General features: G+C 44.0%; 16 protein-coding genes and 1 pseudogene. 14 read left to right on the top strand and 3 right to left on the bottom strand.

What is annotated here, in order from left to right; all coding sequences use genetic code 11:
- Window positions 1-104: 104 nt before the first annotated feature.
- The 5 genes and pseudogenes from glgB to NST25_RS16615 all read left to right on the top strand — a co-directional run bounded on the left by glgB (window position 105) and on the right by NST25_RS16615 (window position 7831).
- On the top strand, window positions 105-2042 hold the full coding sequence (glgB, locus tag NST25_RS16635) for a 1,4-alpha-glucan branching protein GlgB (RefSeq protein WP_339187259.1): 1938 nt from the start codon (window positions 105-107) through the stop codon (window positions 2040-2042).
- A 47-nt stretch (window positions 2043-2089) separates the two neighbouring features.
- Window positions 2090-3514 carry a glycogen synthase GlgA gene (glgA, locus tag NST25_RS16630; protein ID WP_076130043.1) on the top strand — a complete coding sequence of 475 codons (1425 nt, stop codon included), beginning with the start codon at window positions 2090-2092 and terminating at the stop codon, window positions 3512-3514.
- 452 nt (window positions 3515-3966) lie between these two features.
- Window positions 3967-5430, top strand: a pseudogene (locus NST25_RS16625) (ABC transporter permease subunit); the annotation flags it as partial.
- The gene (locus NST25_RS16620; RefSeq protein WP_076130044.1) at window positions 5417-6139 is read left to right on the top strand and encodes an amino acid ABC transporter ATP-binding protein; all 723 of its coding nucleotides are present in this window, start codon (window positions 5417-5419) and stop codon (window positions 6137-6139) included. The pseudogene NST25_RS16625 and the gene NST25_RS16620, both read left to right, overlap by 14 nt.
- A 162-nt stretch (window positions 6140-6301) precedes the next feature.
- The gene (locus NST25_RS16615) at window positions 6302-7831 is read left to right on the top strand and encodes a Ppx/GppA phosphatase family protein (protein ID WP_076130045.1); all 1530 of its coding nucleotides are present in this window, start codon (window positions 6302-6304) and stop codon (window positions 7829-7831) included.
- Here NST25_RS16615 and ppk1 read toward each other — a convergent pair.
- Window positions 7779-9893: a polyphosphate kinase 1 gene (ppk1, locus tag NST25_RS16610; RefSeq protein WP_076130046.1), complete on the bottom strand. Its 2115-nt coding sequence runs from the start codon at window positions 9891-9893 to the stop codon at window positions 7779-7781. The two genes, NST25_RS16615 and ppk1, sit on opposite strands and share 53 nt — an antisense overlap.
- Before the next feature lie 400 nt (window positions 9894-10293).
- On the opposite strand from ppk1, the gene NST25_RS16605 reads away from it, so the two are divergent.
- Window positions 10294-10950 (top strand): 3D domain-containing protein, encoded by a 657-nt coding sequence (locus NST25_RS16605; RefSeq protein ID WP_340391850.1) that lies wholly within the window; start codon window positions 10294-10296, stop codon window positions 10948-10950.
- A 100-nt stretch (window positions 10951-11050) separates the two neighbouring features.
- Here NST25_RS16605 and NST25_RS16600 read toward each other — a convergent pair whose 3' ends face one another.
- Window positions 11051-11932: a polysaccharide deacetylase family protein gene (locus NST25_RS16600; protein ID WP_076184412.1), complete on the bottom strand. Its 882-nt coding sequence runs from the start codon at window positions 11930-11932 to the stop codon at window positions 11051-11053.
- 187 nt (window positions 11933-12119) lie between these two features.
- On the opposite strand from NST25_RS16600, the gene NST25_RS16595 reads away from it, so the two are divergent.
- The 8 genes from NST25_RS16595 to glp all read left to right on the top strand — a co-directional run bounded on the left by NST25_RS16595 (window position 12120) and on the right by glp (window position 18453).
- A complete protein-coding gene (locus NST25_RS16595) occupies window positions 12120-13154 on the top strand; it encodes an NADH:flavin oxidoreductase/NADH oxidase (protein ID WP_076308325.1) in 1035 nt (344 codons plus the stop codon).
- Between the two features lie 87 nt (window positions 13155-13241).
- The gene (locus NST25_RS16590; RefSeq protein WP_076130050.1) at window positions 13242-13946 is read left to right on the top strand and encodes a dihydroorotate dehydrogenase electron transfer subunit; all 705 of its coding nucleotides are present in this window, start codon (window positions 13242-13244) and stop codon (window positions 13944-13946) included.
- On the top strand, window positions 13939-14871 hold the full coding sequence (locus NST25_RS16585) for a dihydroorotate dehydrogenase (RefSeq protein WP_076098788.1): 933 nt from the start codon (window positions 13939-13941) through the stop codon (window positions 14869-14871). Before NST25_RS16590 ends, NST25_RS16585 begins: the two co-directional genes overlap by 8 nt.
- Before the next feature lie 24 nt (window positions 14872-14895).
- Window positions 14896-15234, top strand: coding sequence for a hypothetical protein (locus tag NST25_RS16580; RefSeq protein ID WP_076218215.1), 339 nt, complete (start codon window positions 14896-14898; stop codon window positions 15232-15234).
- A gap of 70 nt (window positions 15235-15304) precedes the next feature.
- The gene (locus NST25_RS16575) at window positions 15305-15973 is read left to right on the top strand and encodes a PspA/IM30 family protein (RefSeq protein WP_036687619.1); all 669 of its coding nucleotides are present in this window, start codon (window positions 15305-15307) and stop codon (window positions 15971-15973) included.
- A gap of 123 nt (window positions 15974-16096) precedes the next feature.
- Window positions 16097-16501, top strand: a complete 405-nt coding sequence (locus NST25_RS16570; protein ID WP_036687618.1) for a DUF350 domain-containing protein — start codon at window positions 16097-16099, stop codon at window positions 16499-16501.
- A gap of 14 nt (window positions 16502-16515) precedes the next feature.
- Window positions 16516-17022: a DUF4178 domain-containing protein gene (locus NST25_RS16565; RefSeq protein ID WP_076130052.1), complete on the top strand. Its 507-nt coding sequence runs from the start codon at window positions 16516-16518 to the stop codon at window positions 17020-17022.
- Window positions 17023-17190: 168 nt separating this feature from the next.
- Window positions 17191-18453 carry a gephyrin-like molybdotransferase Glp gene (gene glp / locus NST25_RS16560; RefSeq protein ID WP_339187253.1) on the top strand — a complete coding sequence of 421 codons (1263 nt, stop codon included), beginning with the start codon at window positions 17191-17193 and terminating at the stop codon, window positions 18451-18453.
- A 669-nt stretch (window positions 18454-19122) separates the two neighbouring features.
- Here glp and xerS read toward each other — a convergent pair.
- On the bottom strand, window positions 19123-20205 hold the full coding sequence (gene xerS, locus NST25_RS16555; RefSeq protein WP_076190208.1) for a tyrosine recombinase XerS: 1083 nt from the start codon (window positions 20203-20205) through the stop codon (window positions 19123-19125).
- Window positions 20206-20224 lie beyond the last annotated feature (19 nt).

Here is a 20224-nt window from a genome sequence, read left to right as displayed (position 1 = left end):
TTTCTTTATCAGAAAATCTTTTCTTTTAACATCAAAACATTTTCAAAATGGTAATATTCGGGTAAGGTAATAGGTACAAGCACATTGAAAAAGGTGGTGTAGAATTGGCTGAAAAAGCAAAAATCGAGACCCTTCCGTCAGCTGCTGATATCTATCTGTTCCATGAGGGCACCAATTATCGCAGCTATTCTATGCTGGGTGCACACACTGCCGCTGAAGAAGGCGTTACCGGTGTGCGCTTTACCGTGTGGGCTCCTCATGCGACATATGTAGGACTAGCTGGTGATCATAATGATTGGGACGGAACACAGGGCGTGGACTCGTTATATAAGATACCCGATTCAGGATTTTGGAGTCGTTTTTTTCCGGGAATACAGCCGGGAACTTTTTACAAATACAGGATTCTTGCCTCAGATGGATCAAGTTTCCTTAAAGCGGATCCTTTTGCTTTTAAAGCTGAGGTTCGACCGGCAACGGCTTCGGTAGTAGCAGAACTGGATGGCTACCGCTGGGGAGATGCAGCATGGCGTCGGAAAAGCAAAGCTCCATATCAACAACCAATGAACATTTATGAAATGCACTTCGGTACCTGGCGTCAAAAAGAGGATGGAGAGTTCTACACCTACCGGGAAATGAGCGAGCTGTTGATTCCTTATTTGGTGGAGATGAACTATACACACGTGGAATTTATGCCGCTGGCAGAACATCCATATGATCTATCCTGGGGTTATCAAGGGACGGGGTATTTTGCGGCAACCAGCCGTTATGGCGAACCCCATGAGTTGATGTATTTGATCGATCAGCTGCATCAGGCAGGTATCGGTGTGATTTTAGATTGGGTTCCCGCTCACTTTGCCAAAGACGCACACGGATTACGTATGTTTGATGGAGCGCCACTTTATGAATATGCCGATCCAATGTTAGCTGAAAAACCAGGCTGGGGGACACTTTCGTTTGATTTCAGTAAGCCGGAGATTTCTTCATTTCTTATTTCTAATGCGCTGTTTTGGTTCGAGTATTATCATATCGACGGAATGCGTGTAGATGCGGTTACGAGTATGCTTCGATTAGATTTCGAAAAGCGGGATCATCAATATCGGCGGAATGTTAATGGTGGATTGGAGAATCTGGAGGCCATCAAATTTATCCAGAATCTGAACAAGGCTATCTTTCATTATTTCCCAAAAGCATTGATGATGGCGGAGGAGTCCAGTGCTTGGCCAGGGGTTACTGCACCAGTGCATGAAGGGGGCCTTGGCTTCAATTACAAATGGAATATGGGTTGGATGAATGATACGCTAGGCTACATAGAACATGATTTTGGTGGGCGCCCTTATCATCATAATTTACTTACGTTCCCAATATGTTATGCTTATGCCGAAAATTACGCATTGCCGCTATCGCATGATGAGGTTGTTCACGGCAAGAAGTCTTTGTTAGACAAAATGCCGGGTGCTTATGAACAAAAGTTCGCAGGTCTCAGGCAGCTGCTGGGATATCAGATCTCTCATCCCGGTAAAAAGCTTCTGTTTATGGGTGGGGAATTCGGTCAGTTTATCGAGTGGAAGGATCAGGAGCAGCTGGACTGGCTGCTGTTGGATTATGAGAGCCATCGTCGTATGCTTGCCTACACGGCTGCACTTAATAAACTGTATCGCTCCGAAAAAGCGTTGTGGGAGCTGGATCATTCTCAAGAGGGTTATCAGTGGATTGATGCGGATGACAATGATCAAAGTGTGATTTCGTATATACGCCGAGGGAAGAAACCAGGAGATACGCTGCTTATAGTCATCAATTTTCAACCGGTAGAACGGCACAATTATCGTATAGGCGTGCCACGGGCCGGGACTTATGAAGAGCTCTTTAGCTCAGAAAATGTAGAGTATGGTGGCTCCGGATTGCACAATGTCCCTCAAAAGAGCGTTAAGCTGGAATGGCACAATCAGGTGAACAGCATAGAGCTGACTCTTCCGCCCCTTAGCTTTCTGGTGTTTAAAAAAACGTCACGAATGGGTAAGAATAAAGAGGCAAAAGAGTTATAGATCTAAGTACGAATAGAGAATCCGTACAGTTTAAGGGGGAAATAATCATGAAGGTTTTATTTGCCGCAGCTGAAGCCCATCCTTTTGTCAAAACGGGTGGTTTGGCCGATGTCATTGGAGCATTACCTAAAGCGCTGAAGGCTGCCGGGGTAGATGTACGAGTGATTTTGCCTAAATATCGTGGGATTCCTGACAAGTTCACCGCTCAAATGGAGCATTTAACGGAAGTGTATGTTCCAATTGGATGGCGAAAACAATACTGTGGAATTGAACGCATTATCTATGAGGGTATCCCCGTTTATTTTATCGACAACGAGTATTATTTTGGCCGTGATGGAATTTATGGTTATATGGACGATGGTGAACGGTTTGCGTTCTATAATCGTGCAGTGCTGGAGTGTCTGCCAGCCATTGATTTCCAGCCTGATGTACTGCATTGCCATGATTGGCACGCGGCCGTAATTCCAATGTTGCTACAGGGGCATTATCGCCACAATCCATTTTACAGTGAAATGCGGAGTGTATTTACAATACATAACCTGTTGTATCAGGGAGTGTTTCCTTATGAGGTACTTGGAGAGCTGTTAGGTCTGGATAGCAGCTATTTTGGTAGTGTGGAGTACTATGGTAATGTGAATTTCTTAAAAGGCGGGATTGTATTCAGTGATCGGGTCACGACCGTCAGTCCGACTTATTCAGAAGAAATTCGCACACCTTATTATGGTTACGGCCTGGATGGTTTGTTGAACGCACGGTCAGATGTTTTAAGTGGGATTGTGAATGGCATTGATACTAAAAGTTATAATCCAGCGACAGATTCGAGCCTTGTTACCCGTTATCGTTCTAATTTGACCAAGAAGACGGAGAACAAAGTAGCCTTGCAGGAAGAGCTGGGATTACCTGTGGATGCTAATATCCCAATGGTAGCCATGGTCACGCGTCTCGTGGACTCCAAAGGTTTAGATCTGCTTACCCGAGTGCTGGATGAGCTGCTATATCACGAGGATATTCAATTTGTGCTGCTTGGAACAGGTGATGAATCCTACGAGCGTTGGTTCAAGGAAGCGGCATGGCGGTATCCGACCAAGCTGTCTTCACAGATATTATTTAATGATGCACTCTCACGAAAAATATATGCTGCCAGCGATATCTTCCTTATGCCGTCTAAGTTTGAGCCCTGTGGCATCAGCCAGCTGCTCGCTTTACGGTATGGTAGCATACCCGTTGTCCGTGAGACAGGTGGCCTAAATGATACTGTGCATGCTTATAATGAAGAAACCGGTGAAGGCAATGGCTTTACGTTCAGCAATTATAATGCACACGATATGATGTTTACGCTGCGCCGGGCGCTTTCTTTTTACAAGCAGCCTGAACATTGGAAAAAGATCACAAAAAATGCTTTCGCGGGAGATTATAGCTGGAATGTATCCGCTCAGCAGTACATGGATATCTACGATGATATAACCAGATAAAGTTTAACGAATTCTGTAATGGGTTAATAAGGGATTGCACCTGGGAGTATGGTAAATACTCTGGGAGCAGTCCTTTTTTTATGAAATTAGGAATAAACAGTCGAATGATTTAGCTAGTATAGGGGATAGTAAAAATGTATAAATTTAGCTTCAACGTGAATAAAAGTGATTTTTTAGCTGCGTATTATAGAATTCACCTCATAGAAATCCATTAAAAGGAAGTTATTGTCACAATTATGCCTTTGCATATTCATGCGTTCTGATTTATAATAAGTCAGTCATTGGGTCAACTTAGATTTTTTCATATGAATAGGGGAGATATAGAAATGAACAAATGGGGTAAACTTAGTTTAGGAATGGTATTAGCGGTAGGTCTGCTTTCAGGCTGCGGTCAAAATAAAAATGATAATGATACCGCTGCTAGTGGTAATGCAAATTCCGGTGCAGTTACTAAAAAGCTGATTATGGGAACAAGTGCAGATTTTCCTCCGTACGAATTCCATAAAGTAGTGGACGGAAAAGATACCATCGTAGGTTTTGATATCGACATCGCTAAGGAAATTGCTGCCGACATGGGCGCTGAGCTTGAAGTTAAGGATCTGCCTTTTGATTCACTGCTTAACGAATTGTCCAGTGGACGCGTAGATATGGTAATTTCCGGCCTTAGCCCGACTGAAGAACGCAAAAAAGCGGTTGAACTTTCAGATATTTATTACAAAGCAGAACAAGCTATTGTAGTACGCGAAGCAGATAAAGATAAATACGCTACTATGGACGCGGTGAAGGGTACCAAAATTGGTGTACAGACAGGCTCTATTCAAGAAGAAATCGCCAAAGAGATTGAAGGCGCAAAGATCACTTCTCTTGGTAAAATCTCCGAGATCGTTCTGCAATTGCAATCTAACCGTATCGATACAGCAATTATTGAAGGACCTGTAGCCAAATCTTTTGTTAAGAATTTAGCGGGTCTTGTAATTACCGATGCTAAGCCTGAAGTAGAAGATGATGGATACGCAATTGGGATTAAAAAAGGCAATACAGAGCTTCTGGATAAAGTAAATGCTACACTTAAACGTCTAGAATCAGAAGGTAAGATTGATGAATATGTAGCGGCTGCCAGCGAGCTTGCTGAAAGCACGAAGTAAGGAATGTATATTGTTTTAGGTCTGCTGAAGTAAATTGTATGTGTATTACAGAAAATAGCGGAACTTTGCTATTTTCTATTTTTTTGGAGATAGGAGGATAAGATATTGGATATTACTTTATTTAGAATGGCTTATGATTATCGTGATCTTTTCTTGACTGGACTACAATATACCTTGCTACTTGCTGTTCTTGGTGTATTATTTGGCTTCATTCTTGGGATTATCATCTCTCTACTACGCATGTCAAAATGGAGAGTGTTACGTTTCTTAGCCACAGCTTGGGTTGAATTTTTGCGGGGCACTCCAATGCTTGTGCAATTGTTTCTCATCCATTACGGGCTGGCGACGTTTGGGATTGAGTTTACTCCGATTCAGTCCGGGGCGATTACACTCTCCATTAACAGTTCTGCTTATCTGGCAGAGATTTTTCGTGCCGGGATTCAGGGTGTCGATCGTGGACAAACGGAGGCCGCACGTTCACTTGGAATGAAACAAGGGATGACCATGCGTCATATTGTACTTCCTCAGGCACTTAAAAGTGTACTTCCGGCAATCGGTAATGAGTTCATTACCATTATCAAGGAATCATCGATTATTTCATTTATCGGAGTAACGGATTTGATGTTTCAAGCTCGTACAGTTACAACTATTTCGTATGATGGCATGACACCACTCGTGATTGCTGCATTTATGTATTTTGTTCTAACATTTACGCTTTCCAAGATCCTAGGTAGACTCGAAAGGAGGCTGAATACCGATGATCGCCGTTAAGAACCTGCAGAAGCATTACGGAAAGCTGGAGATTCTCAAGGGAATCGATTTGGAGATTAAAAAGGGTGAAGTTGTCGTTGTAATCGGGCCCAGTGGTTCGGGAAAAAGTACCTTTCTGCGCTGCTTGAATTTATTGGAGCAGCCTACAGGTGGAGAGATCACTTTTGAAGGGGAATCGATCACCTCAAAGAAGCATGATATCAATGCAACGCGTGAGAAGATGGGGATGGTTTTTCAGCAGTTCAACCTTTTTCCGCACAAAACCGTTCTGCAAAACATTACGCTCGCACCGATTAAAGTAAGAAAACAGCAGCAGGCTGTGGCCGATAAATTCGCAATGGAGCTCCTCAAGACTGTAGGGCTTGAAGATAAAAAGGATGTTTATCCAGCTCAATTGTCCGGTGGACAAAAGCAGCGGATCGCGATTGCTCGTGCATTAGCCATGCAGCCCCATGTGATGCTTTTTGATGAGCCTACCTCAGCGCTTGATCCGGAAATGGTAGGAGAGGTACTTGAGGTTATGAAAAAGCTTGCCGAAGACGGAATGACAATGGTTATTGTTACACATGAGATGGGCTTTGCCCGTGAAGTGGGTGACCGCATTCTGTTTATGGATGGCGGGTTCATCGTTGAACAGGGTACTCCTGAACAAGTATTTGGTAATCCTACACATGCTCGGACTAAGGATTTTTTAAGTAAAGTATTATAAAGAATTCGTCAAAACGGCCCTGGACAAGTATCCGGTGGCCGTTTTGTTATAGGGTCCTGAGGGTAATGTGGGAATATATCGCTGGGGGCTGAGTTCATTTATTTATGTAAACCATGTATAATAGATGGTCAGTCAATCAACAGGAAAAGGAGTACATACATAATGAGAGATGATCTACGCCGGATAGGTATTATTGATATTGGTTCGAACTCCATTCGTCTTGTAATTTATGATACAACGCGCGAAGGAGGCTATAAGATCATCAAGGAGTGTAAGTACTCCGCTCGCCTTAGTGAGAAGATTACGAAGGAGAATAGACTGGAACAAAAGGACATGGAAACGATTGTTCCGGTCTTGCGGCAGTTTAAGGAAATCTGCAACGCTTTTGCAGTGGAAACCATTCGGGCGGGTGCAACGGCAGCCATTCGTAATGCGGCTAACTCAAGTGAAATAATAAGCTTTTTGTCACAATCCTCTTCCATTCCGATTGAGGTGATCAGTGGCCACCAGGAGGCATATTATGGCTTCTTGGGTGTTATTAATGCCTTTAATGTAGAGGATGGTTATGTCATTGATATTGGTGGCGGGAGTACTGAAATCACTCTTTTTTGTGAGCGGCGTTATCAACACAGCATTTCTTTCCCGTTCGGGGCAGTAAATACCAACCTAATGTTTGGCCAAGGTGGGAATTGGAGCGATGAGCAGATTCACAAGCTGCAGACTTTTGTTCTCGGCAGACTGGTTGAGCATGATTGGCTAAATGCCAAAGCTGGGCTTCCTTTATTCGGTTTAGGAGGGACGGTTCGTTCCTTAGGGAAGCTGGATCAGAAGACACGAGCATACTCATTGCCTAACTCCCATGGCTATACGATGACCAGTGAGACGATCGAGCACTTTATGAACACCTTACCTTCAATGCCTTACGAAAAACGTAAGGATTTAGATGGATTATCTAAGAGTCGGGCGGATATCATTGTATCCGGGTTGATTATTTTCCATACGGTGTATCAGTATATTGGGGCGAGTGAGGCGGTAATCAGCGGGGAAGGGCTCAGAGAAGGCTTGCTGCATGATCTGCTGGAGCCGGAGCAGCCAGTGCGTGATAGTGCATTGGAATATAGCTTAAACACGATCATTCGCTTTGATATTCATACTTCTAAACGGTATTTAGATCATATCAACAAGCTAGCACTCAGCCTGTTTGACGCATTTAAAGATGAATCGAATAGAGCAGAGCACGAGATGTTAATTTACGTGTCCATCATGCTGCATCGTACGGGAACGAATATTAACTATTACCAATCCAAAAGACATACTTTGTATTGGTTGATGAATTCACCAATTCGTGGACTTACCCACCGTCAGCTTATTCTTTGCGCCATGATTGCCTCATACAGCACAAAAAGCCGGAAGCAGAAATTGTCCCAACAACATAAGGACATTTTGCTGCCATCCGACGAAGAGTGGATTCATAAGCTCGGGTCGCTTGTCCAGCTTAGCATTGCGTTGGACAGCACGGAGATTGGAATTGTAAGCGGCCTGAAGGCCAATCTGCACGGCAATACGCTTCATCTGGACTTAGAGGGCGCATCGTCACTGCTAATTGGCCTAGAGGACATTGAGAACGCGATAAAAGCATTTAAGAATGCTTGGGCGGTGAAGGTAAAACTCGGCTTCCCTTCCAACGTGTAACATCCATTGCAGCAAACTGGCTCCGGAAAGGGGCCTTTTTGTCGTCTGGTTGTTCGTAATATCCATTAGCCTGCAAGAAGCTGGCTTTAACATTATCTTTTAGAGACAACTCTAGAATCTTGACGATCTGTTTACGGATGCCGCTGTCTCTGACAGGACACATCAGCTCAATCCGGCGGGTTAGGTTTCTAGTCATCCAGTCGGCACTGGATAAATACACCTCAGGTTTGCCGCCATTTTCGAAATAATAGATCCGGGAGTGCTCCAGAAAACGGTCTACAATACTGCGTACGGTAATGTTTTCGCTTAAGCCCTCTATTCCCGGACGTAGGCAGCAAACCCCTCGCACGATTAAGTCAATGGAGACACCGGCTTGGGCTGCGCTATATAAATCGTCTATTACTTGCTGATTAGAGAGCGAGTTCATCTTGGCGATTATGCGAGCGGGTCTGCCTGCCCGTGCATGTTCAGCTTCACGCATCATTAGCTTTTGCAAGGATAAGCTCATATTCGTCGGTGCAACAATGAAGGAATGCCAGTCAAAATTAGCCGAATATCCAGTCATTTGATTAAACAGCTCAGAAGCGTCCAGTCCGATATCGCTTTGGGCGGTGAATAGACTGAGATCCGTGTAGGCCTTGGCTGTACTGTCATTATAGTTTCCTGTGCCTACATGCACGTAACGGCGCAGTTCAGGGCCTTCCTGGCGGACAATCAAGGTCACTTTGGCATGCGTTTTGAGTCCGATCAGACCATAAACGACATGACAGCCTGATTTTTCAAGCTGGCGTGCCCAAGCGATGTTCCGTTCCTCATCAAATCGAGCTTTTAACTCTACAACCACTGTAACTTGCTTACCAGACTCCGCAGCATTGGCTAGTGCAGTAATAAGTGGAGAATTTCCACTGACACGGTATAAGGTCATTTTAATCGCCATCACTTGCTCATCCTCTGAAGCTTGAATGATAAAGTCTGTCATTGCATCAAAAGACTCGTAAGGGTGGTAGACTAATACATCCCGTTCACGCAGCACCTCGAAGAAATCCTCATTTTCTTGAAATTCAGCAGGATAAACCGGCTCAATAGGTGGATAGTTCATGTAACCAAAACCTTTTAAGCTTCCGGCAAAATTACGAAGAAAGCCTAGATCAAGCGGACCTTCAATTTCAAATACGAAGTCCTCCAGCTCAAATTCCGCTTGCAGCTGCTCAAGAGCATAGGGATGGATACCTTTTTGTACTTCCAAACGGGCTGGCACCCCGCGACGACGCTTGCGCAGCTCTTTTTCGATCTCTTCCAGTAGATCCTCTGCACCTTCCTCATCGATTGTAAGATCTGAGTTACGAGTCAAACGAAACTCACTAACCGCAACAGGTTCGTAACCGCTGAATAAGGTTTGAATGTGATGGCGGATCACATCTTCAATAAATACAAATTGTCTTTTCTTACTATTAGAGCGGTGGGGAAGAGGGATACATCTTGGCAGATTCGAAGGAATTTGCAGGATAGCAAAATAAGGCTCCTCTTCAAGACCATTCTTACGAGTAAGAACAACAGCTAGGTAGATAAACTGGCTGTGCACGAGTGGAAACGGCCGGCTCTGATCAACAGCCATTGGCGTTAGTACAGGATAGATGATATCCCGGTAATACTGTTCTATGGACTGCTCTTGGGCATGGGTAAGATCCTCATAATCCACAAATACGATGCCTTCTTTATGCAAACTCCGCGAAATATCACGGAACGTCCGGTATTGATCGGCAATGATTTTGGTTACGCGTTTGATGAGGCGTTTATACAGCCCGGAAGGGGTGTAGCCTGTGAAATCTTTTTTAGTATAGCCCGCCCGGATCTGATCCTGAATTCCCGCCACACGAACGCTTATGAATTCATCCAGATTGCTCGAGACGATCGCCAGAAATCTGGCACGTTCCATTAAAGGGTTATCAGGGTCCTGCGCCTCCTTGAGTACGCGGCGGTTAAATTCGATCCAGCTCAAATCCCTATTGAGGTAAGCAGTGGCTGGACTGCTCTGATTGTTTTTAATCTCTTCTGTATTCATGGGACCTCCAAATATGCTTCGATGTCTATATCTCAAATCTATTTATCATATTCTATCATTTTACTATTGGATGAGGCACGAAATGTTAAATCTATGTAAAATCTCAAAGAATATTATTTAATTATCTTATATAATAGGATGTGATTGTCGCTATTTAGTTAACATAATCAAAATTACGTTAACTTCTTAATGGACAAAAGACAATAATTAAACATGTTATTTCAGAATGGTAACAATTACATACGCATAGGTTACAAAATTGTGATATATTAAGTCCTGTCAGTTTTACAAATGACAACAATACATCAGGACATCACACAAGATGTACATAAGTACAGGAAATGTACACGAGCGTATACGGAAGTCATACCGCTTACGCCCATCTAAAGAGGAGGCATTTATGAAGAACAAGTTCAGAACCATTAAAACCCTTGCTGCAGTTATGGGAATTAGTGCATTGCTGCACACCGCTCCTGCTTTTGCAGACAGCGTTCATATTGCAAAGGAAGGCAATACTTTCTATACTCTATCTCAGCAATACAATGTCGGTGTTAATGATTTAATGAAAGCTAATCCAAACGTTGCTGCTCTTAATATTTACGATGGACTTAAAATAACGATCCCAAGTAAAATGCAAGCAGAGTCTGTGGCTACGACAGAAACTCCAGTGCTTACACCAAGCCTGAATGTTACTCCAGAATCAAAAACAGTTGAAGCATGGGGCAAGTCCTTTAACTACGAGAAATCGATACAAGTTAAGGCTTCTGCTTATTCCTCAGCGGCTAGTGAGAATGGAGGCTGGGGTGCCGTTGATTATTTCGGGAACCCACTCAAGCTAGGAACCATCGCAGTTGATCCAAGTGTAATTCCTCTCGGAACAAAAGTATTGGTTACCGGACATTCACACGCAGGATTGCCTAAAGAAGCTTTTCTGGCTACTGCAACCGATACCGGAAGTGCCATTAAAGGTAACCGGATCGATATCTTTATCCCAGGCAGCCAAAGCTTTGTAGCCGATTTTGGTTATCAATATGTACAATTATACATTGTTAAATAGCTAGATAAAAATATAGAGATTTATTATAAAGATATGAAATGGGTTAAAAAGGTTAAACAAGAAACGGAGGGAGTCCTTAGCGGCTGCCTCCGTTTCTTGTTTATTTATTTTTAGAGACCTGCAGCAATTGAGGAACGGTAACAAAAGAATAGCCACGTTTACGCATAATCGTGATTACCTCAGGTAAAGCCTGAATCGTTCCGCGAAGATCACTACCCGGCCCACCTCCACCATGCTGAAGGATAATTGCTCCTTTTCCAGCATTAGCTAAGATGTTATTTCTAACTTGAGTTTTGGAAAGTCCCTTCCAGTCCAACGAATCCACATTCCAATTTACAAGCTTATAACCATGATTTTTTGCCCATCTCAACTGTTGCTCAGAGATATCTCCATAGGGTGGACGAATCAAGCGTGGTTTATATCCGGCTAAGGTTTGAATAATGTTCTCGGTCTCAATGATCTGTGATCTGAAATCATGCATCTTTAGCTTTACAAACTGAGGATGATCATAAGAGTGATTTCCAATAGCATGTCCTTCTCTAATCATTCTCTTCACTAGAGCGGGATGTTTCTCAGCTCGGCTTCCCACCACGAAGAAGGTTGCTTTGACATGATATTTCTTAAGAACATCTAGCAATTGGGGTGTAAACCTTGGGTCAGGCACATCATCAAAAGTTAAGGCGATGACTTTATTCCGAGGACCGCTGGTCTTAAAGGTCTCGGGATATTTGTGTAATAGCTGACTCAGAGACAAGCCCTTAGTGTTCTTATTGTTGCTGCTCGTTGAATTATTTGTAGTAGAAGTTCCCGCAGATATCGCCTTGTCTTCGTCAGTGGTTTGCGTGCTTTTAATTTGATCCTGTGAGGATTTCTGACTCTGAGCTGGGGCTGAAGCAACCTCTGCTGAAGAGGTTGGAAATAGCAGGACAATGATTGATCCTAATACTACTAGCAGTTTCTGGACTCTCCGTTGATCATACATCCCCATATGCCTCCTTTACTACCTGATCATCACCATATTCTTCATTGTTATCTCCATTGAAGGATGAATTTATGCCGTTTCTTCAAGGGCTCTGGTAAAGATTTCTTGCACACCCTAATGCGTGTATACTAAATAGAACGGGATATTCCCGGGCCAATTATAGACAGGTGGAAGGATGGGGACAAGGATGTCAGAATTGTTTGCACCTTATGAATTGAAGGGTTTAACGCTGAAAAATCGTATTGTTATGCCGCCTATGTGCCAGTATTCGGTGGATAAAGAGGATGGAATTCCTAATGATTGGCATTTTGTTCATTATGTTAGCCGTGCTGTTGGAGGTGCTGGTCTAATCATTGTCGAGATGACTGGAGTCCACCCGGACGGTAGAATAACGAACCGGGATACAGGGATTTGGAGTGATACACATATAGAGGCTTATCGTAAGCTCACAGAAAGTGTACATGCCTATGGGGCAAAAATAGCCATTCAACTAGGTCATGCTGGACGTAAAGCAGTCGATGCTGAACCGCCGATTGCCCCTTCTGCAATTCCATTTGATGCTCGTTCTAAGCAGCCACAGGCGCTTTCTAAGGAAGGCATCCTTGAGATGATAGAAGCCTTTCGTGCTGCCGCTCGTAGAGCTGTGGAGGCAGGATTTGATACTGTGGAGATTCATGGTGCGCATGGCTACTTAATTCACCAGTTTCATTCACCTCTGACCAACATCAGATTGGATGAATATGGACAAGATCCAGCACTTTTTGGAGTACAAGTAGTTGCAGCAATCCGAGAAGTAGTGCCAGTAGATATGCCCTTGATCATGAGGGTTTCCGCGAAAGAATATGTTGATGGTGGATATGATGCTGACTATGCCCTGGCGTTTTGCCGCCGATATAAGGATGCTGGAGTGGATATGTTCCATGTGTCTTCAGGTGGTGAAGGTCCCATTGGCTCTAATGGTGGACCTAATGCGGGCCCAGCCTACCAAGCAGATCTGGCAGAATATATTCGCAGTGGATTACAAGTGCCAGTAATTGCGGTAGGACGGCTTGAAGCCTATTCTGAGGCACAGTCCATCATTGCAGAAAAAAGGGCGGAGCTTGTAGCTATTGGCCGTGGGATGTTAAGTGATCCTTATTGGGCTTTACATGCTGAAGAAGCGCTTGGTGGCGTACATGATGTACCTAAACCTTATGAACGTGGGATTTGGAAAAGAGGCTAGACCATTTTCGGTGTGAAGTTTGTCACAGATTTTATGCTCCTTCTAAGGCAATCTTAATAAAGATAAAATTTGAAGGAGCTTGATAACGTGGGGACGGTTCTAAGTAACGAACGGCTGACAGATGGTGTGTATCACCTTAAGGTAGAGACGAATAGTGGCGGAGCAATGGGTCAATTCTACATGTTACGGGCATGGGGAGCTTACCCCATCCTATCCAGACCCTTAAGTATACATGAAGTACACGAGGATAGTGTTGAATTTCTGTATCACGTCGTTGGGGAAGGTACGGAGATATTATCACGACTGGGTTCAGGTGATTCGGTAGAGCTTGAGGGCCCTTTTGGAAATGGATTTCCACAGGTCGAAGGGAAGGTTGCACTCATCGGCGGTGGGATCGGAATTGCACCGCTTTATTATTGCGCGAAGCAGCTTCCGGGGAGTGATATTTTTTTGGGCTTTAGCCGTGAAGCTTACCGGACAGAAGCGTTTCGCCCACTTGCAAGTGAGCTTGTAGTCGATGTTGGCGGTTTAATTTTGGATAGTGTGGATTTCAGCCAATATGATCATGTCTTTGTCTGCGGCCCACACCCTATGCTTAAAGCTGCTCAACGTAAAGGCATTGCTGCTGAAGAAGCAGGCAGTAGAACGAAAGTATACCTTTCTCTAGAGAACCGAATGGCTTGTGGGATTGGAGCCTGTCTGGTCTGCAGTGTATCCTGCCGTGATGGCCAAAAGAAGGCCTGTGCAGACGGACCTGTGTTTCTTTCTGAGGAGGTGCTTTTCCATGACTAAGTTGAACACAACAATTGCTGGCGTTCATTTTAAAAATCCAATTATAATGGCCTCTGGAACGTTTGGTTTTGGCCGTGAATATGGCAAGCTGTATGATGTGTCTCTGCTGGGCGGAATCTCTGGCAAGGGGTTAACCCTCAATCCGAAAGCGGGGAATCCCGGCACTCGTGTATACGAGACAGCTTCTGGTATGCTGAATAGTGTGGGACTCGAGAATCCGGGTGTAGCTGCATTTTTAGATAAAGAATGCCCTTATTGGGAAACACTCGACACCGCTCGTTTGGTCAACCTGGGTGGAGGCACACTTGAAGATTATGTTCTTGGAGCTGAGATGATTCAGCGGGATGCAGATGCTCGTGCGAGTGCAGGTAAGACAGCAGTAGACATGATTGAATTGAATATTTCTTGTCCAAATGTTAAAGAGGGCGGCATTGCGTTTGGGATCCAAACTTCAGAAGCTCAAAAAGTAGTACAGGCTGTTAGACGCGCAACTAAACTGCCCCTCGCTGTAAAGCTGTCGCCGGGAGCCGAAAATATCGTTGAAATGGCACAAATGTGTCAGGAGGAGGGTGCAGACGCTGTCTCGCTCATCAACACTATCTCAGGAATGAAGATTGATGTCCGCCGTAGAAGCAGTGTATTCAATAACTTATATGCTGGATTGTCTGGACCTGCGATTAAGCCTGTCGCTCTGCGTATGGTGCATCAAGTTGCACAAAACGTAACGATTCCCGTGATCGGAATGGGTGGCATCACTTCAGCAACGGATATCATCGAGTTTATTATGGCAGGTGCTGCAGTTATCCAAGTGGGAACTTATAATTTCATGAACTTGCGTGCAGGTAGTCAGCTAGTTGCAGAGCTTGAGCAATTTATGGTTGAAGAAAATATTCAATCACTAGAGGAAATACGGGGCATTATATAAAGTGAAGTAGTGAGGGGAATACTATTGACTACTAACCAGATTGATCCTGAGGATATTGAGCTGAAGGCGACGGCTGTCGGACGTGATCTCTTGCTCTTAATTAGTGGAGGTGTTCGGCATATTGGTGCGACGAGTACTGCTTATCTGGAGGGGGAGCAGGTTAAAGTACTGACTTCAGCGGTTCCTCATCATAAAGAGCACACGATAAGCGAGCCCATTGCGATCAGAGTAGCTGAAGCGCTGAACAAGACGGTCACAGTAGTGATGGGGATTCATTACGACAATCTCACGAAAGAAGGTATTATGGAAGTCGTGGAAATTGTGAATTTAAAAGTAAATCAATATTTAGCGCAACAAATATGAAACGGTAGTGGCAATTCTACGTAAAAGATAGCATGTGAGGAATTAAATTATCTTTTGGAGGAATGAAACCATGTCTATATTTAAAAGATTGCGCGATTTAACCATGTCTAATGTGAACGCGATTATTGACAAAGCAGAAGACCCGATTAAAATGACAGATCAATACATTCGTGATATGACCGAAGATTTAGAAGATGCAGAAAAAGCTGTAGCGGCGCAAATCGCCATTGAGAAGAAATTCAAACAGCTGTATGAAGAACAAGAAGCGCTTGTTAACAAACGTACCCAACAGGCTCATGCAGCAGCTCAAGCGGGTAATGTTGACCTTGCTCGCCGCGCTCTGGAAGAGAAAAATGCTGCTGAAGCTAAACTGGTAGAATACAAAGCCAGCTTTGATCAGAACAAAGCCTCTGCGGATAACCTTCGTGGCAAGCTTGAAGAGATGCGCAAACAGCTTACCCAAATGAAGAACAAACGTGAGACATTGGTTGCACGTTATAATGCTGCCAAAGCTCAAACCGAGATCAACAAGGCAATGAGCGGATTTAGTTCCGATTCAGCGTCTGCAGGACTCAAACGTATGGAAGATAAAATGCTGCAAGCAGAAGCTCAGGCTGAAGCCAGCAATGAGATGAGTTCAGGCAATAAATCTCTGGATGATGAATTCGAGAAGCTGAACAAAGATCAAGCGGTTGAAGATGAACTGGCGGCTCTGATGAAACAATACGAGAAGCAATAACATTTGATCTTTAGCCGGTTCACGGCTGGTGTTCACAGGCGAAGGGGAGACAGAAATTCGTTTCTTCTTCGCTTTATCTATGCTTATGAAAGGCATGCAAAATGATTAAGCGGGGGCTATAGAATGGATCTCCATATTCTGGTGTCCATGGTCGTGTGGACGGTGAGCGGCGCTGTGTTGCTGTTTGTACTGATGTATATAGATTCACTTTTTACTCGTTATAACGATATAGAAGAGTTAAAGGCTGGAAATATGGCGGTGACTACACGGTTTGTAATGAAGCTTTTAGCTCAGGCCTTCATTTTATCTTCATCGATAGCGGCTTCTAATAGTTTGTTAGATGCGTTGCTGATTTCGTTGGTATCATTTTTGCTTTTGTTAATTTTAGAAAGAACAGTTCGACTTCTACTAGCAAATTGGGGGAAGCTGGATCTGGATCATGGTACACAGCTTGGTAAAATCGGATATGGCCTGCTATCAGGTTCACTGCAAATTACGGGTGCTTTAATTATTACTGCCTTTATGTAGGAGGAACGATCAAGTTGAGTATGTGGAAACGTATAGGTAACCTTTTCTCTAAGCCAGCGCCTCAGGAAGTTCAAAAAAGTATGCTTAATTTGTCTCCCGGAGACATTTGTGAAGTATCGCTTGTCACCTATGAAGTTACTGGCCGGACACATAATCGGGGCCGTAATGCTGTAGTTCTGACCCTTAGAGATGGAAGCCAGATAGCTTATCTTCATATAGAAGAGCGGGAACAGCTGCAATATGGATTGTACAGACCTATCGATGGGCGGTTAGATAATCCTGCTGAGGTTCCAGCAACGCTTGAGCTCGACGGCTATACATTTTTCCTGGAGGAAGAATATGAAGGTTTTGTTGCTGTTGCAGGTCAGACTCCATTTATGAACGGTGGAGAGCAGCATGTGTGGCAATATCAATCAGATGATTCACGTCTACTGCGTGTAGAGTGGCAACATGGACGGTTTATGCTTTATGAAGGGGAGAAAATAATCCCTGGGGATGTAAAGGTAATTAGAGCATCCTAGACTAGTAGAGAAGTAACGGGTCACTATACCGGAAAAAATATTGTAGAAAAGGCTGCTGCCCATAAACATGGATGGTGGCCTTTTGTGTTTATAATTTTACTTCAAGAGGTCTCATGTTAAAATAATACCTATTACTGCAAAAATCGACGTTTCAGAGCGGAGGTCTTTATGAAGGATAATAAATTTCAGCGTGAAGCACTGCAAGTAAAAGAAGCTCAGGCCAAAATAATCAAATATGCCAATCCGCTAGAATCAGAAGACGTATCGCTGGATGAGTGTTGTGGACGTTATTTGGCTGAAAAGGTGATTGCTCCACACCCATTTCCTGCGTTTAATCGTTCGAGTATGGATGGATATGCGATTATCGCGGGGGATACCCGTAACTGTGTTAATGGACAAGTGGTATGGTTAGAAATTGTGGATAATATTCCGTGTGGCGCAGTGCCTGCGGTAGATATAACTCCGGGAACAGCCGCAAGAATTATGACGGGTGCACAAGTACCGGTTGGTGCAGATGCTGTGGTGATGCTGGAGGTCACGGAGAGACGTGAAGAGGAAGGAAAGACTTACGTTGGTATTCGAAAAAAATTAGAAGCAAACAGCAATATCACACCTCAAGGTTTCGAATTAAGCCAAGGTGATCTTGTATTGCCTACAGGAAGGTTAATCTCTGCGGGGGATATAGCTGTTCTTGCAGCGTTTGGATTACATACCGTGAAAGTCTATCGTCGTCCCAAGGTAGCCATCTTTGCCACAGGAACAGAGCTGCTGGAAGTGCATGAGCCGCTGGAGCCTGGCAAAATCCGCAATAGTAACTCCCCTATGCTAGAAGCTCTAGTCAAAGAAACAGGGGGGGTTCCAGTAATGTTAGGCTCTATTGTGGATGATCTGGAGCTGGCTAGAAGTAAAGTACAGATGGCGCTGGAAACTTATGATTTTGTGATTACAACGGGTGGCGTTTCTGTGGGGGATTATGATATCATGGGCGACTTGGTTCGCGAACAAAGTGGTAATATGTTGTTCAACAAAGTGACGATGCGTCCGGGAAGCGTAACTACTGCTGCGGTTAGAGGGGGTAAGCTGCTGTTAGCTTTATCAGGAAATCCGGGGGCTTGTTTCGTTGGGTTTCAACTGTTTGCACGACCTGTGATTTCACTGATGCAAAGTTCTTCTAAGCCTTTTTTACCGGAATGGAGCGCTACACTCGGCACAGATTATAAAAGAGTGAATAATTTTACTAGATTTGTGCGAGCTCGGTTAGAAATTAAAGACGGCAGCCTGTTTGCTTATCCGGCACTCATTGATGAATCTTCCGTAACGGTCACGATCAAGGATAGCGACTGTTTGATAGTTGTACCCCCAGAAGAAAAGGGGCTATCCGCCGGAGATAAGGTAACAGTGATCAAACTGCCAGGAGAGATTCGGGGCTAGATGTGGAGGGTACTCTGGCCATCGATGATTAAAAGGTATTTGATATCCACGCACGTACGGAAATCAACATATAATTGCTGGGTCAACGGAATTATTTCCAACATTTCAACATATGAAAAATTCACAATAGACAAACAAAAAAACAGTTTTCGCGCTAACCCAATAGTCGCTTACAACCGGTTTAAAGGGAGATTTTACCCCAGAAACTAGAATAAGAAAACCCACTTGCGTACCGTAAGTGGGTTTTTAGTGCAACAATAAAAGGGTTAGGGGTGCCCGCCGGTTGTACTCAAATTTGAAAAAAAGCGAGAATGAAATGTCCGGGTAGGCGACACTATCATAGCAATTCTCCTATCGGAAGAGTCGCTGCTCTGCTGGTTGGAGTTATTAGCCTGCACCACTGCCGAGATTAATCCCCCGCGGATGCTTAAGGACTCAGATGATCTTATTTGTTTATTTATCACCTTTTAAGCGGGGTTTCGGACCTCAGCGTCGCTATTTCATAGAATGGAGCTCATATTTACGTATTTCAGGCCAATAGCGACCTTGGGGTCCGTTAGCCACCCAAATGTGAGATAATCCTGCGTTTAAGGTCCGCTGAGACCGATAACAACTCTGCACTAGCGAAGAGCGGCTACTCATCCGAAGTATAACTCCCCTTGGTGATGATTAATTATCGGTACGCCGTTCGATCGCCTCGGACATCGTTTTATCCGTTAGATGAGCGTAGATCTCAGTTGTTTCGGTGGATGCGTGCCCGAGCTGTTCCTTCGTTTTATAAATATCATTTTGCAGATAATAATCTGTTGCAAAAGAATGACGCAGCTTATGAACCGTAAGATACGGTTTACCAAAGCGTTTAGCGTACTTAATAATCATTTCTTGAATCGCACGTTTGGTCATACGTTTGCCTTCTTGACGCCCGTTAGGGAGAGAGATAAACAAGGCTTTTTCTCTCTTGGGTGTTTTGTAGCGAGATTGGCGCAGACTAAGATAAAGAGCTAGATCATCTTTAGCTTGCTCTCGAAAATAGACAGGTGTCTTGAACGTTTCGTCATTATTCCCTTTGCGGGTGACATATAGCAGCTTGTTGTTAACATCCAAATCGTCTACGTTTAGATTGACTACCTCAGACACACGCAGGCCAGAGTTCAGAATTAAGCTGGCAATACAGGCGTCGCGCTCATGATTTAATTGAAACGAATAATAAGCCTGTTTGTTACCTTCCACATCCCGTCCATAACCTTCATAAATGTACCCCACAAACTCCAGTAATTCCTCATCTTCCAAAATCTTACCCTTTAACTTAGCGGCAGTATCCTTTGGCTTATGTGTTCGTTTGACCTCAACCTTAGCCATAATGTTGCGTTTAAGCAATGGATAAAAGTTCTCATCCTCGGCGATTTGACTTAAATAATGAAATAAGGAGCGTAATGCAGATAACTTACGGGATACAGTAACTCGAGTGTTCGTTCCCTCGGCGCGAGTAGTTAGATGCAACCGATATCCGACAATACTGTCCATATGTAGGGTTTCCAATTCTAGAAGTGTGATCTCGGTATTTGAGCCGGCTTGAGATAAGCCCTCTGCACGCAACCAGCCGAAAAAAGATTCATAATCCCGGATATACTCCAGCAGTGTGGAAGGGGAGAGATCAGGGCGTTTATAATCAATAAACTGCTGAACGAACCAGGGCATGAGGGGTAGCTTTTGATCAAGTTTTTTACGGTCATCGTTCTTTTGAACGCTCATGTGATTCACCTTTTTCCAT

Source organism: Paenibacillus sp. FSL E2-0190, from assembly GCF_037992965.1.
GTDB lineage: Bacteria > Bacillota > Bacilli > Paenibacillales > Paenibacillaceae > Paenibacillus_AQ > Paenibacillus_AQ odorifer.
Note: the sequence above shows the minus strand (reverse complement) of the source record. Positions and strands in the feature narration are given on the sequence as shown.

Bases quoted from the DNA above. Each gene is read 5' to 3' on its own strand.
- glp (WP_339187253.1), top strand. From the start codon at position 17,191: ATGAAGGATAATAAATTTCAGCGTGAAGCACTGCAAGTAAAAGAAGCT.
- glgA (WP_076130043.1), top strand. From the start codon at position 2,090: ATGAAGGTTTTATTTGCCGCAGCTGAAGCCCATCCTTTTGTCAAAACG.
- ppk1 (WP_076130046.1), bottom strand. From the start codon at position 9,893: ATGAATACAGAAGAGATTAAAAACAATCAGAGCAGTCCAGCCACTGCT.
- NST25_RS16600 (WP_076184412.1), bottom strand. From the start codon at position 11,932: ATGTATGATCAACGGAGAGTCCAGAAACTGCTAGTAGTATTAGGATCA.
- NST25_RS16605 (WP_340391850.1), top strand. From the start codon at position 10,294: ATGAAGAACAAGTTCAGAACCATTAAAACCCTTGCTGCAGTTATGGGA.
- NST25_RS16615 (WP_076130045.1), top strand. From the start codon at position 6,302: ATGAGAGATGATCTACGCCGGATAGGTATTATTGATATTGGTTCGAAC.
- NST25_RS16585 (WP_076098788.1), top strand. From the start codon at position 13,939: ATGACTAAGTTGAACACAACAATTGCTGGCGTTCATTTTAAAAATCCA.
- xerS (WP_076190208.1), bottom strand. From the start codon at position 20,205: ATGAGCGTTCAAAAGAACGATGACCGTAAAAAACTTGATCAAAAGCTA.
- NST25_RS16575 (WP_036687619.1), top strand. From the start codon at position 15,305: ATGTCTATATTTAAAAGATTGCGCGATTTAACCATGTCTAATGTGAAC.
- NST25_RS16620 (WP_076130044.1), top strand. From the start codon at position 5,417: ATGATCGCCGTTAAGAACCTGCAGAAGCATTACGGAAAGCTGGAGATT.
- NST25_RS16595 (WP_076308325.1), top strand. From the start codon at position 12,120: ATGTCAGAATTGTTTGCACCTTATGAATTGAAGGGTTTAACGCTGAAA.
- NST25_RS16570 (WP_036687618.1), top strand. From the start codon at position 16,097: ATGGATCTCCATATTCTGGTGTCCATGGTCGTGTGGACGGTGAGCGGC.